Source organism: Chitinophaga agri (assembly GCF_010093065.1).
In the GTDB taxonomy this organism is placed as follows: Bacteria; Bacteroidota; Bacteroidia; order Chitinophagales; family Chitinophagaceae; genus Chitinophaga; species Chitinophaga agri.
On the sequence record NZ_CP048113.1, the window covers coordinates 6,287,566 to 6,301,848 of the forward strand.

Consider the following 14,283-nt stretch of genomic DNA (forward strand, 5'->3'; position numbering starts at 1 on the left):
TCAAGATTAAATAGCATGAAAAAGTTAGTTCGACGTTTGGCAGTCATTTGCAGCATGACTGCTATTGTTTTAGGAAGTATGACAAGTTCCATTGCACAGAGCCCTCTTTGGGGACAATGTGGTGGTGAAGGCTGGACTGGTACTACCTTTTGTGTATCTGGTGCCACATGTAATTTCGTAAATCAGTTCTACTCGCAATGTGTCCCTGGCGACGGCGGCGGCGACGGTAGTGGTTGTCCAAGCAGATGTTCCGGCGGCGGTTGCGGTTCAACATCATGTACGATTACGGCTCCCACAATTCCCGGAGTTGGTGGCGGTGGCGCATCCAAATCTGTAACTGCTGGTAGTGGTTACTTCGCTTGCTGTTATAGCACTGGAGTTACATTATATGCAAAGGCTTATCCAAACAGCTGCTGTAACTAATTAAGCATAATCACCGGATGCATACAGGGATGAAGTAATAGGACCGGTATTCCTGGTGATGAGCTGATCATTAACTGACATTGTATGCACCTGCATACAATGTCATCCTTTACTCAAATATACCTATCATAGAAAATGCGTAATGTTTTTATTCTGTTAGCCCTTTCGCTCACTGCCTGCAAGAGTAAGACTTCTACTGATGAGAATAATGGGCCTGTCCGTTACAATGCTACTACAGCTAATGAAAACCTGACAAAGATCAGCGTACCCGTAAGTTCAGGTCAGTTAAAGTTATCGGCTGTTACTGATGGTTACCAGGTCGTACGACCTGACAGTAAAAGTGACCATATGTTTGGAGAGATCAAGCAACTGAATATCACTGCTGATAAGTACATCATCTACGATGATATCTCATCTGCGGTTATGATCTTTGATAAGGACGGGAAGTTCATCAATAAGATAAAAGCAGGCGCTATTGACTCAGCCAATCTGCAATCTATAGATGCTATAGATACCTATAAAGATAAGATCTATGTTAAGAGTGCGACCAGTAATAACTTGTCTGTATTTAACACAGACGGGCAACTATTGAAGCAAAATAAACTGCGCTTCTTCTATAGCAATTTTATGGTACTGAATGATAGAGAGGACATCCTGATGAATACAGATAAGATGATTAACTACATGTATGCCGGTGATACAATGGTGGCTGACTGTGCGAATATGTATGTTTTTACTCCACCAGCGCAACAGTCAATCGCTTCTCAGTCCGGCCTGCTCAATACACCAAAATTACAACGTTATTTCCCTTTCAGTGTAAAGAAGTTTCCTAACGGCTCTTTGCATTTTTATGTGAATAATCCATTCAGCCGTGTTGGAGATGAAGTATATTATAATCTCGTATTCAGTGATACGATCTACACCATCACTGCTCCTGAAGTAGTAAAGCCTAAGTACGTTATTGACTTTGGTGACCATAAGAGTACATTCGATTTGCTGGAAAGGACCGGGGAAGAGATTTCTACCTATTTAAAGAAGCTGCCTGAAGAAGCATGCATGGTATCTAACTTTTTCGAGACACCTTCTTTTATTCACTTCGGTTATGCGTACCATGGACAGTATAATACCGCTATCTATTCCAAGAAAAGCGGGAAGATTATCACCGGGCATTTAGAGAACGATCTCTTTGCACAGGAGCTGATGTTTATTGCTGCCGATGGGGATGAATTTATTGCTACCGTAAAGCCTTATAAAATGAAAGAGCTTGTGGCAAAATCATCCGCAACTACTACAGATCCCAATGCATTGCAGCAATTGGTGAAAATGACGACGGGGATGAGCGATAACGACAATGAGATGATCGTACGTTGTAAATTCAAAGCGTTCTAGTCATGAAAATGAAAATCTTTTCGGGACTGCTTATACTGGCGTTCGCAGGAAATATTATACTGTTCTTTAAGAATAAAAGCAACGCACATAATGTGCCGGGGAATGTGGCCGTCAATAAGGAGCTGGCACAGCTTCAGATGAGTGAAACAAATAACAGAGTATTACAGCAAACGATGCAGCAATTTATGATAGAGCAGTTCACCAATGACGGAGTGCAACTGCCTGATCATATAACATTGACCGGTGGAGAGCAAATAGCTGCAAATAAGTTATTGCCCGCCTGTCATCGGGTGCTGGTCTTCCTGTTTGACAGGAATGCCTGTTCTGCCTGTGTGGAGCATGAACTAACAAATATTGCGGCCTTAAAAGAAGAATTGCACACAGATGAAGTGGTGATCCTGTCATCCTCCTTTCCTACACTCACACAGGCACAGTTATATATAGAGCGGTTTAAGGTGCCGTATAAAGTATATAATATTGCGGATACGCTTGGATTCACCACGGAACACCTGCAACAGCCCTGTTATTTTGTACTGGACGATGCAAAAAAGACATCCCTCTTTTTTATGCCTGACAAGAATAATCCTTCTTTGTCCGATAGTTACCTGCAAATAGTACGTAAACGTTTCTTTCATCATTAACCTTGTGACTGTAGTATGATATTTTGCTGGAGATTGGTTGGGGTAGCCGGACTGTGTGCTTTTGCAGCATGCCAGTCTGCGCCTGCACGTACAGATAATATGGGCCAGGTTTTCGCCGGAAAGGAAGATAGTTTCTTTACTACCCGCGTACAGGTGCGTACCGTAGAGATGAGTGATTTTGAGCAGCAGATCTTCACAAATGGTAAGCTTGAAAGCCTGGAAACGCAGGTTATTAAATTTCCTTTTAATGAAAAGATCAGCCGTATCAATGTAAAGAACGGACAGTATGTGCATAAATCACAGGTAATGGCCGAACTGGACAAAACAGCGGCTTTGCGTAAGCTGGTACGTACGAAAGATGCCTGGGAGCGGGCCATGATTGCGCTGGATGATAAGCTGATCGATTACGGTTACCGGTTGGCGGATACTGCCCGTGTACCACCAGGCATTCTTAAAATGGCGAAGATCAAAAGCAGCTATACAACCTCCTGGCTGGATCTGGAAGAAGTGCGTTATGAAGTAGCGCAGGCTGACATCACAGCGCCGGTGGATGGTGTTGTATCTGGCCTGGAAGCAAAGACCGGTAGTTATGCAGAGACGTATAATATGCAATTCTGTACACTCATCTCTAACAGTAAGATGCTAGTCTCTTTTACCTTACTGGAATCAGATATTGTTTATCTCAAAGAAGGAATGGCAGTAACCGTTAACAGTTATGGAGGAAAGAATAAGATATTAAAGGGACACTTGCATGCTATCAATCCGGTGGTCGATAAAGACGGTATGATTAAGGTACAGGCGATAGTATCAGTACCAGCAGATAACGGTTACCTCAGTGGTATGAATGTGAAGGTCTGTATCCTGAATACTATTCCTACAAAGATCAGTATACCCAAAGAAGCCATTGTACAGAAGCAGAATGGGAAAGTAGTATATACTTTTGAAAATGGAGTGGCTAAGCTTAACTATGTGGAGACCGGGCCGGATAATGAGAAATATATTGTGATCAATACCGGCCTGAAAACAGGGCAACAGATCATTGTCTCTAATCCGGAATTGCTGACCAACGGCGCGGCGGTTATCGTTGACAAATAACAACATGCAGCCTATGAAAGTATCCGATTTCTCAGTGATCGTGTTTTTCTTTGCATTAGCAGTGACTGGTTATTTTCTGTTGCCGCAGTTGCCTGTTAAACTGACACCGGAAAGGACCTCTCATGATATTAGTATTCATTGCAGTTATCCGGGTATGGCTGCCGCTAAAGTAGAACAGGATGTATCGCTGAAACTGGAAGGAGTCATTGCTACATTACCAGAGGTAAAAAACATCCGGACTGTGTCTGAGCCGGGGCAGTGCAATATTTCAGTTACCCTGGATGAGAATGTGAATATCAGAGAAGCCAAATTAGAGATATCTACGCTTATAAGGCAACTGCATAAACTGCTGCCCGAAGGTGCATCTTATCCAATCATTACCGCCGGTGGTAGCAATACAGATGGAAGTAGTGTGATTTTATCCTATACATTTAGCGGTCCGGGTACAGCCAGAGAGCTGGCTACTTATTTTGATAAGCGCATATTGCCTGCGATTAATAGCATTCCCGGTATTAGTAAAGTAGTCATTAGTGGAAGACCGGAGAGGAAGCTGGTTATTCGTTATAGCAGTGAAAAGATTAGCAATCATGGAATGACCAGTGAAACGATCAGTAGGGAGATCAGTAAATATATAGAACGGCAACAACTGGGCAGGGTAACTGAAACCGATGATAACGGCAAGGATCGGCGTGTTTACTTATCCGTGAGTAATTTGGTGGACGGTAATACTATCAGGTGGCAGCAGATTCCTGTCGCTGTGCTGAATGGGCATACCGTCTTGTTAGGAGAGGTTGCAACCGTTGCAATGGAAGATGAGGAAGGACCGGGCACATTAAGAATAAATGCACACCAGGCTATTACGTTCGGCCTTATTAGTGCAGGTTATGCCAATTCGCTGCATGCGGAAGCCGCTTCAGCACAGATCACTGCTATACTTCGAAAGCGACTTCCCGTCGGATATGATCTGATGTTACAGGAGAATAGTGTATCGGTAGTGCGCAATACATTGAAAGAAATGATATGGCGTATATCGGGGATCATGTTGGCAGCCATACTATCAGGTATGCTGCTATTTAAAGGATATAGATATGTATTTGTCCTGCTTTTATCACAGCTATGTATTGTTGGTATATGGAGCGTAATCGCTTATGCACTACATTACACCCTCACGGTACCTTTGATGGTAGGACTGTGCATAGCACTGATCTTTAGTATATATGGAGTCGTCATAAGGATGGTGAACAGCTCATTGGTTCGTTCGGGGGTGTTGTATACACTTGCGGGCATACATCTGATAGTCATCAGTACGTTATTAAGTTTGTTTGTTACCGATGCATTTGTCAGGGCAGATATCTGGGATATTGCGGGTCCCCTGATTACTTATACGTTGGTATCCTTACTGTCAGTATGGTTATTTGTACCAGCACTATGTAATAAGCTTCAGATAACTGTCAGGCGGTGGCGGCGCAGGAGCTATACAGCACCAATACTGAGAGTCCCCTGTTATTTATACCTTTTCTATTCATCCCTATATCGTTGTAAATGGTTGTTAATACCGGGGGGTGTCCTGTTTTTCGGACTCCCCCTATTTTTATTGCCTCAATACATGCAGCCTGGTCAGCCTGGTGCCGGATTGTATAATAAAACCATCGGTACATCAATTTATCGGTATACTATCAGACCTGTTACAGATAAATGGCTCGGAGGTACATTGTCGCAATTTGTGAACCAGCAGATGTCGCCTTTCGCATATCAGCGGAAAGATCAGCGGACCCAATTAGAGATCAGTATCTCTGTTCCTGTGGGTATATCAGACAACCGGCTTGTTGCTGTGTCAGGTGCTTTTGAAAGCTATCTCAGGGATATGCCACAGTTAGAACAGTTCAGCACCAGAATGAAAGGTGATGGGAGTGCGCAGATGCGCATTGTTTTTAAGGATGCATATGCACAAGGCGGTTTTCCCATTTATCTGAAAAGTCGTCTTGAAGAGAAGGCTGCACAAACAGGACTGGCTAGTTTCATTATTACAGGACTGGGCGCTGGATTCAGTAATGTGAAAAGAAATGAGCTGGGTAATTATATGATCGAGGTGGCTGGATATAATTACAGGCAACTGTACGCTATTGCCGCAGATATCAGAAGAAAGTTATTAGAACAGCCACGCGTGAAAAGTGCTGTAGTAAGGAATACTCATAGTAACACGGAGCGTTTGGGAGAAGGCATTTCCTATGAGTTCAGTTTCGGAATGATGGGAAATACTATACTTCGTGATGCTGATATGCAGGCTATTGCAAGACAGAACGGCCATAATAGTAATACAGCACGTACCCTTGTTAGTATTCCTATGGAAGGGCAGCTGGTGCCTGTTGTATTACAGTCGGATAGTAGCACAACAATAGATCTGTGGAGCCTGCTGCATAGTCCCATCTCCAAAGATTCTGCTGCCTGGCTCAGACTATCGGAACAGGGGGGAATCGATACCATCTCAAAATCCTCAGCGATCGTACGTCAGAACCAACAGTATAACCAGGTGGTCCATTACACCTTACTGGGTGATGAACATTTTGGAGAATACTTCCGTGATAATATGATAGCAGATATCAGCGGACATCTTCCTATTGGCTATAAGATAGCTGCCAGTACGTCTATGGAAGCTTTACAGGCAGCACGTCAGTTGTGCGCCGCATTGTTACTGGCAATGGTAGCTGTCTTTATTACAGGTAGTGTTGTGTTGAATGATCTGCGGCAGCCATTGTATATCACGTTGATAGTACTTTTCTCTTTTACGGGAGTATTTATTACAGCCGTATTTTTAGAAGTTACGTTCAATGAATGCGCGATCGCGTTCTTTTTATGTAGCGGCTTTGTGGCCGGGGGGCCATTGCTGATCACAATATTATATAGCGGCTTATTGAAAAGCCATGGTAACAGATGGGCTGTATTATTGTTGTTCATCACATTGCGAAGGACGGCCTTACCGGTTATACTGTCAGCTATTTTCTGTGCAGGCGGCTTTTTGAGTTTCTGGTATTATACCAGTGATACGACCAACTATCTAAAGATGGTATGTGTAGCAGGCAGCATACTGATCGCCCTGCCTGCTTACTTTCTGTTCCTGCCTGTATGCCTGGCAGGTAAGCGCATACATCAGCAATACAATCACCTGCAGCGATATAAAAAATAAGTGTTATGAAGGCCTTGCTCGGCAAACCAGTGTCTGTATTATCAGTATTTATATCGTTATTGTTATTAGGGTTGGTAGCTTCCCGGCATATACCCATATTGCCATTACCTGATGTAGAAATACCTGAAATCTCGGTTTATCTGCATAATAAACAGTTTTCAGCAGTAGAGTTGGAAGAGACGATGACCGGATTGTTGCGTGGTACACTGGGCCAGATGGCCGATGTCAATGAGGTTGAAAGTGAGACAAAGGACGGTGCCGCAGTGATCCATATCAAGTTCAGACATGGCACCGGTATGCATCATGCCTTTATTGATGTCAATGAAAAGATCGATCTTTTTATGTCCAGGTTTCCTGCCAATACTGAACGTCCCCGCGTGGTGAGGGCTAGTCTGACGGATATTCCGGTATTGTTTATCAATATGCAGCTTAAAGGCCAGGGGAATGAGCAGCAGGACGTCGGAGGCCTGGTACGCCTTGGAGAGCTGGCAACAGAGACTATTAAAAAAAGATTGGAACAACTACATGAAGTGGCACTGGTAGACGTGACAGGTGTGGAATATCCCGAAGTAAGGATCATACCAGATACGGCTACTATGATGGCGATCGGTATCCGACCGGAACAGTTCGTTGCAGTGCTGGAGCAACAACATATATCAATGGGTAGTGCATTGGTAAAAGACGGTATCTTTCAATACGTACTCTCATTTTCTTCAGCCGGATTGAATACAGTTGAAGATATACGAAATATAAAGTTCAGCTGGAGAGACAGGATCTATAAAATGGATGATGTAGCAGAGGTCAGCATTCGTCAGAAAGAGCGGGAGGGAGGTTATTTCATAGGAAATGCCGCAGGCATTAATCTGGCCGTTTTTCAGCATGATAAGGCCCGTATCGGCGATCTGAAAGCGGTTGTGAATACAGCTATTGAGCAGTTCAGCAAAGACTATCCACAGGTAGCTTTTACTGTTACAAGAGACCAGACTGCCTTGCTGGATGCTTCCATAAATAACCTGATGCAGGATCTTGTATTTGGTGGGATACTTGCTTATTTTATTCTCTTCTTCTTCATAAGAAACTGGCGTATCCCTATATTGATAGGTGTTACAATCCCTTCAGCGCTGATTATAAGTCTGCTGTTATTTTATATAATCGGCTTGTCTATCAACATCATTTCTCTTTCAGGATTGGTACTTGGATTAGGGCTGATGATAGACAATGCGATTATTGTCATTGACAATATTGTACAAAAATGCATGGACGGTATGCCGTTTGGAAAAGCATGTTTGTATGGCACTGCAGGTATGATCAGGCCTATGATCTCATCAGCGTTTGCAACAGTGTCAGTATTCATTCCACTGATCTTTATGGGAGGAATATCGGGTGCATTGTTTTATGATGAGGCCATTGCTATCACATTAGGTATTGCCGCTTCTTTGCTGATAGCAGTGATACTTTTACCAACATTGTTCATCATGTTTGAACGCAGTATATTAAAAGGTGGACTGATGGAGCAGCGGGTGAGAGAAGATGGTCCATTGACGAAAATATACGAAGCAGGTATCCATTGGGTATTTAAACATAAGCTGATAACAATGTTGCTGGTGCTGGTCGTATTGGGCACTGGATATGGATTGTTGTCGATATTGAGACAGGAACAGTTGCCACAGATCGAGCAGTCAGATCTGATAGTCAACATTGACTGGAATGAGAATATTACATTCGATGAAAATGTGAGCAGGGTACAGGCATTGATTGGAGGGTATCTGAAGACTACAACGCGTATAGAAAGTTATATCGGTGAGCAACAGTTTATTCTGTCCAGGGAAAAAGAGCAGTCACCGGCTGCATGCGGCATCTATCTGATAGGTATGCGTGGGGCTGGACTGGAAAAAGTAAAGGCGGATATTGCACGGCAACTACAGTACAGATATCCACATGCTATTTTTAGTGTAAGAGCCCCGGCTTCCATTTTCGAACAGATCTTTGATGAATCGGCTTATCCACTGGTGGCGCATTTAGCTGCTGCAGAAAATGGCGTCTTTCCTGATCCTGCAATGGCGGGTCAGATATTGCAGGACTGGCGTCGCCGTTTGGGAGATCAGCAGGTCATGCCCGTACCTGTGACGCTGAACAAAGAGCTGATACTTGATACGGAGAAATTGTTACTGTATCATGTAACAGCGGAGAGCATTTACAGGCAGTTAAAATTTATGATAGCAGATAACAGCGTCTTTGATATCAAAAACGGCAACCAGTTCCTGCCTGTTACGATGGGAGGGAATAGCGGAACACTGGATGATATATTGCGCAATGCGACAGTAATGAATGAACAAGGCTTACGATTGCCCGTACGGGAGATGGTTACTATCCGGAACAGGGTGAATTTTAAGATGATAGATGGCGGCAGGGAGGGGAAGTATATCAAGGTTCCGTTGAGTACCAGTGACCCCGAGAGGACGATGGCATTGCTGGCAGATAGTGTGAAAGATAGTGGTATGCAGGTGACGTTTGCAGGTGCTTATTTCGAAAGGCAGGAACTGATAAGGAATATAGGAGTCGTACTATTACTTTCTGTATTACTGCTGTACTTCATCCTGGCTGCACAGTTTGAATCCATGTTACAGCCATTGATTGTACTGGCAGAGTTGCCCATCAGTATTGCAGGCGCATTCATTATGCTCTACGTGTTTAAGTCTTCTGTAAATGTGATGTCACTGATCGGCATTATTGTGATCTGTGGTATTATACTCAATGACTCCATACTTAAAATAGATACCATCAATACGTTGATCAGGAAGCAGGGCATGTCAGTGATCGATGCCATCCATTTGGGCGGTAAAATGAGGCTGCATGCTATTTTAATGACCAGCATGACCACTACTTTATCAGTTGTACCTTTTCTCTTTGGGAATGATCTGGGGAATACATTACAACGGCCGCTGTCATTGACAGTAATAGGAGGGATGCTGTTCGGCACCTTCGTAAGTCTGTTCTTTATTCCACTGATCTATTGGTGGTGTTACCGTACGAAGGCATAAAGAAAGAGGCGCCCGGTGAGTACCAGACGCCTGCAAATATATGGCTGATTAAGTGATGACTAACGTGCGTGATCTTCGCCCAGTACCAACAGGTTGACATCTTTGTTTTTTAACCATGCTGCTCCTTTTAATTTCTGCAGGTTGATCACACCTACCACATAGCTGTAGGTAGATGATTCATATTTTTCAGAGATGTTGTAGAAGTCAGTCAGATGCACCTGTGAGGCATTGCTGTAACGCAGGTAGATTTTCAGCTGTACATCATTGGTAAATGCCGGCTGATTGGACTGTTTGATCTTTTTATATTCGTAACGGTAGTTGTAGAGTAATGCAGAGATGTCGGACAATACAGCGCTACCAGTGGCGGTACCACCGGCACCTTTACCTACAAAGAACTGTTTGTCGGTGAATGCGCTTTCCAGCAATACACCGTTGTATTCATTATAAACATCGTACAGCAGATTATGTTCACGGATGAGGTGAGGTAATACGTACGCGTTTACATGGCCATTCTGTCTGCGACAGTTACCGATCAGTTTGATGGTGCAGTTACGCTGTTTGGCAAACTGGATATCAAAGTCGTTCAGGTGATGGATACCGAAGTTGAACACTTCTTCAGGTTTGACAAAAGTGCCAAAAGCATGCAGTAGCAGAATAACTATCTTGAACTTAGGATCATATCCTTCGATATCGAGGGTCGGATCTGTTTCTGCGAAGCCCTTATCCTGTGCTTGTTGCAGCGCAGTTTCAAAGCTCAGATTATCTTCAAATATTTTGGTGAGGATGTAGTTGGTGGAACCGTTACAGATACCTTCTACAGCATTCAGCAGGTCATTGTCATAGTATTCTTCCAGGTTACGGATAATAGGAATACTTGCACAGCTGGAAGCTTCATAGAGGAAAGGAACTTTGTTCTCTACCTGCAGTTGATATAGCGCAGGCAGGTTTTCAGCGATCATACGTTTGCTGGCGCTTACTACAGCTTTGCCATTACGCAGTGCCGTACTTACTATTTCGAAAGCTGCCTCTGTTTCATTGATCAATTCTACTACAACGTCGATGGTTGGATCGTTGAGAATTTCGTTCTTATCGGTAGTGAAATAACTGGCGTCAATAGGACGTGGTTTGTTGGGGTCTTTAATACATATCTTTTTGATACGGGCATTGATACCTTTTGTTCTGTTGAGTACCTCGTATAACCCTTGTCCCACGACACCAAATCCGAAAATGCCTAAATTGATGATTTTGTTTTCCATGTTCTATACTTAGTGCTTATACTTCCTTTTGTGCAGCTGGTTGATAAAGCATTGCTGCGATATGATGAATAATATAGTTACTGATTGTTTGTCTCTGGCAGGTCCGTTGTTATTGCAGTACGGTCATCTGTTTTCCTGCAGGCAGATTGAGTTTGTCAAGTGCCTGTTTAAGGTCATTGATGAGATCTTCTGCGTCTTCTATTCCTACTGAGAGGCGGATACAGGAGTCAGGTAAGCCGGTTTTCCTGCGGAAATCTTCTGGTATGTTGCGATGAGTCATGGTAGCCGGATGGTCCAGCATGCTTTTGACACCACCGAAGCTTTCAGCGAGTTTGAACAGTTTGGTGGCATTTACAACACGGATGGCGTTTTTGATATTGTCATTTTTCAGAGAGAAGCTGACAAGTGCGCCATATTGCTTTTGTTGCTTACGTGCAATGTGGTGGTTTTTGTGTGTGCTGAGACCCGGATAAAACACTTTATCTATTGCAGGATGGGCAGTGAGCCAGGTGGCGATAGCCATGGCATTGCTGCATTGTTTATCCAGGCGAAGGCTGAGTGTTTCGATGCCTCTGATAGTGAGCCAGGCTTCAAACGGACTGAGTATACTGCCGGAAATATTCTGGTTAAAGCGCAGCTGGTCGGCGAGCGCTTTCGAATTTACGACTACGAGACCGGCAATGACATCTGTATGTCCTGCCAGATACTTTGTAGCACTGTGTATAATAATATCAGCACCCAGTGGCATTGGCTGCTGGAGAAGCGGCGTGCAGAGGGTGTTATCTACTACCAGCAGAATATTGTGCTGCTTTGCTATTTTGCTGATAGATTTAATATCTGATATACGTAATGTAGGGTTGGTTGGAGATTCCAGCCAGATCATTTTTGTATTGGGCGTGATCGCAGCCAGTACTTTATCAGTGTTGCTGGTATCTACGAAATTAGCTTTGATACCGAAGCGTTCAAACATATGCTGGAACATCTGAAAAATACCGCCATAAGTGTCTTCCACAGCCATAATTTCATCACCGCTTTTCAGCAGTTTCATTACAGCGTCAATAGCGGCCATACCACTTGCGAAAGCGAAGCCGGCGTGCCCTTCTTCGAGATTGCAGATCAGGTTTTCGAGTACTTTGCGGGTAGGATTATTGGCACGGGAGAACTCGAAGCCTTTGTTGATCCCCGGAGATTCCTGCACAAAAGTGGAGGTTTGGTAGATGGGAACGGATATGGCGCCCGTTAACTCATCTACAGGGATGCTGTGCAATAATTGAGTCGCTATTTTCAATCTTCAAAGTAATTATACGGTTAGTAAACCCTGGTTGGCATATGCACAATCAGACATTCATTCAGCCAGATAACTACCAGAACGGGCATAAAAAAAGCCCTTCCGTTGTTGGAAGAGCCTTCAAGTATTTTATTACAGTGAATTTCAATCTCTGCCAACTTATCTTCCCTCGGTTATTGTGTAACCGGGGCCGGAATTAGCACCTTTCCCTACGTTTCTGCAGGTTGGTTGCTAAGGCATCGCAGGGCCAAGTCCCTCCGCCTTTCTGGATAAGTCATGTGTAAGAACTGGTTGCAAAGTTAAGGGTACTTTTATCAAATTTCCAAATGGCTCCATTTTAATTTTTTTTCATGTACCTGTTTTTTTATTAATTTGACAGAGATTGTCAGTAGTTTAATTATTCTGTTAACCAACCAATTATGACCATTGTGAATGTTGATCCGTTCATGTCAGAAGAGCTGTTTCAGCATATCTGGCAATTCCGTTTATTTACGCAGTCAGGACTGACCACGCTGGAAGGAGATCCTGTACAGATTGATCACACGGGGCAGTTAAACCGGCATGCGGGACCTGATTTTACCGGTGCACGTATCCGTATTGGCACTACATTATGGGTGGGCAATGTGGAAATGCACCTGAAGACATCTGACTGGTTCAGGCACGGGCATCAGTATAATCTGCAATATCGCAATGTCGTATTGCATGTTGTATTTGAGCATGATATGGAAGGCGTCAGCACACATGGTATTCCTGTGCTGCAGCTACAGCATTGTATTCCCCGGTTATTACTCCAACGTTATAAAGGACTGTGGCAGTCGGCTGCCTATGTGCCCTGTGCCGGGTCAGTACAGGAGGTGTCCTCACTGGTGTGGACCGGTTGGAAGGACCGGTTACTGATTGAGCGGCTGGAGCAAAAGACTGTATTATTCCGATCCTGGTTAGTGCAAACACAATATAACTGGGAAGAAGTATGCTACAGGGCGCTGGCCAGAGGTGCAGGATCGCCTGTGAACGGAGAGGTATTCCTGGCACTGGCACATTCGCTTCCCTATAAACTACTGTTGCGGCATCAACATGACCAGGGGCAGCTGGAGGCTTTGCTGTTCGGACAGGCTGGTATGTTGGGCATGGGGAGGCGGGCAGGAGACGATATACGTCAGGGGGACGTAATAGGAGGTATGCCGCCGGATAAGCGCAGGAATTTAGGTGAAGATGAGGTGGACCTGATGGTGTCAAATGGCTGTTTATCAATCGATAAAGGAGTGTGTGGGAAACAGGTGCTTCCGGGGATCACTGATATAGATACGGGTACCACCAGCCGTGAAAAAAGCAGGATCATCCCGGATGACTATATGGTGTATCTGCAGCGGGAATATGCTTATCTCCGGCATAAATATAAACTCGCCCCGCTTGATGAACAACGCTGGAAATGGTTACGGATGCGACCTGCATCTTTTCCCAGTATGAAAATAGCCGCTATGGCTGCGTTATTGCACCATCAAAGGCGCTTATTCTCTGCCATGCTGGACGCGCCTGATGTGAAACATCTGGAAAGTATGTTATCTGTATCTCCGTCTGATTACTGGAAGACGCATTACCGGTTTGGAAAGCCAGTACGACGAACAAGTATGCCAGGCAGGACTGCAGTACATAATATGTTGATCAATACAGTATTACCGTTATTATACATGTATGGGAAAGAAAAGAAAGATGCAGTCTTTCAGGAGAAGATCATTTCTTTTATGGGACAGTTGCCGGCGGAGGACAATCATGTGATGCGGGCATGGAAGGCCTTGCATATCAATGCCGGATCGGCAGGCGAAACGCAGGCGTTATTGCAGTTGAAACAGGCATATTGTGAGCAAAAAAGATGTCTGCAATGTGCAATAGGAGCAAAGCTGTTAAGGAGTGGAATTGCGTAGGAGCAAATCTCTGTAACCATTTTCTCATCCAGGCGTTATATATA

At 44.1% G+C, this 14,283-nt stretch carries 8 protein-coding genes and 1 riboswitch; of the genes, 6 read left to right on the forward strand and 2 right to left on the reverse strand.

The genetic code is table 11. The annotated features are described in order from the left end of the window. Positions 1-558 precede the first annotated feature (558 nt). From GWR21_RS25255 to GWR21_RS25275, 5 genes are read left to right on the forward strand one after another with little or no spacing between them, the layout of a single operon-like run. Entirely contained in the window at positions 559-1,812 is a 1,254-nt protein-coding gene (locus GWR21_RS25255; protein WP_162334480.1) for a 6-bladed beta-propeller, read from the forward strand. A 2-nt stretch (positions 1,813-1,814) separates the two neighbouring features. Then, a complete protein-coding gene (locus tag GWR21_RS25260; protein ID WP_162334482.1) occupies positions 1,815-2,453 on the forward strand; it encodes a hypothetical protein in 639 nt (212 codons plus the stop codon). A gap of 15 nt (positions 2,454-2,468) precedes the next feature. Beyond that, entirely contained in the window at positions 2,469-3,548 is a 1,080-nt protein-coding gene (locus GWR21_RS25265; protein WP_162334484.1) for an efflux RND transporter periplasmic adaptor subunit, read from the forward strand. Between the two features lie 13 nt (positions 3,549-3,561). After that, positions 3,562-6,732 (forward strand): efflux RND transporter permease subunit, encoded by a 3,171-nt coding sequence (locus GWR21_RS25270; protein WP_162334486.1) that lies wholly within the window; start codon positions 3,562-3,564, stop codon positions 6,730-6,732. Between the two features lie 5 nt (positions 6,733-6,737). Continuing rightward, positions 6,738-9,773, forward strand: a complete 3,036-nt coding sequence (locus GWR21_RS25275) for an efflux RND transporter permease subunit (protein WP_162334488.1) — start codon at positions 6,738-6,740, stop codon at positions 9,771-9,773. A 59-nt stretch (positions 9,774-9,832) separates the two neighbouring features. Here GWR21_RS25275 and GWR21_RS25280 read toward each other — a convergent pair whose 3' ends face one another. Beyond that, positions 9,833-11,029: a homoserine dehydrogenase gene (locus GWR21_RS25280; RefSeq protein WP_162334490.1), complete on the reverse strand. Its 1,197-nt coding sequence runs from the start codon at positions 11,027-11,029 to the stop codon at positions 9,833-9,835. A gap of 109 nt (positions 11,030-11,138) precedes the next feature. Next, a complete protein-coding gene (locus tag GWR21_RS25285) occupies positions 11,139-12,317 on the reverse strand; it encodes a trans-sulfuration enzyme family protein (protein ID WP_162334492.1) in 1,179 nt (392 codons plus the stop codon). A 156-nt stretch (positions 12,318-12,473) separates the two neighbouring features. Further along, positions 12,474-12,593: riboswitch (SAM riboswitch) on the reverse strand. Positions 12,594-12,736: 143 nt separating this feature from the next. Here GWR21_RS25285 and GWR21_RS25290 point away from each other — a divergent pair. Further along, positions 12,737-14,239 carry a DUF2851 family protein gene (locus tag GWR21_RS25290; RefSeq protein ID WP_162334494.1) on the forward strand — a complete coding sequence of 501 codons (1,503 nt, stop codon included), beginning with the start codon at positions 12,737-12,739 and terminating at the stop codon, positions 14,237-14,239. Positions 14,240-14,283 lie beyond the last annotated feature (44 nt).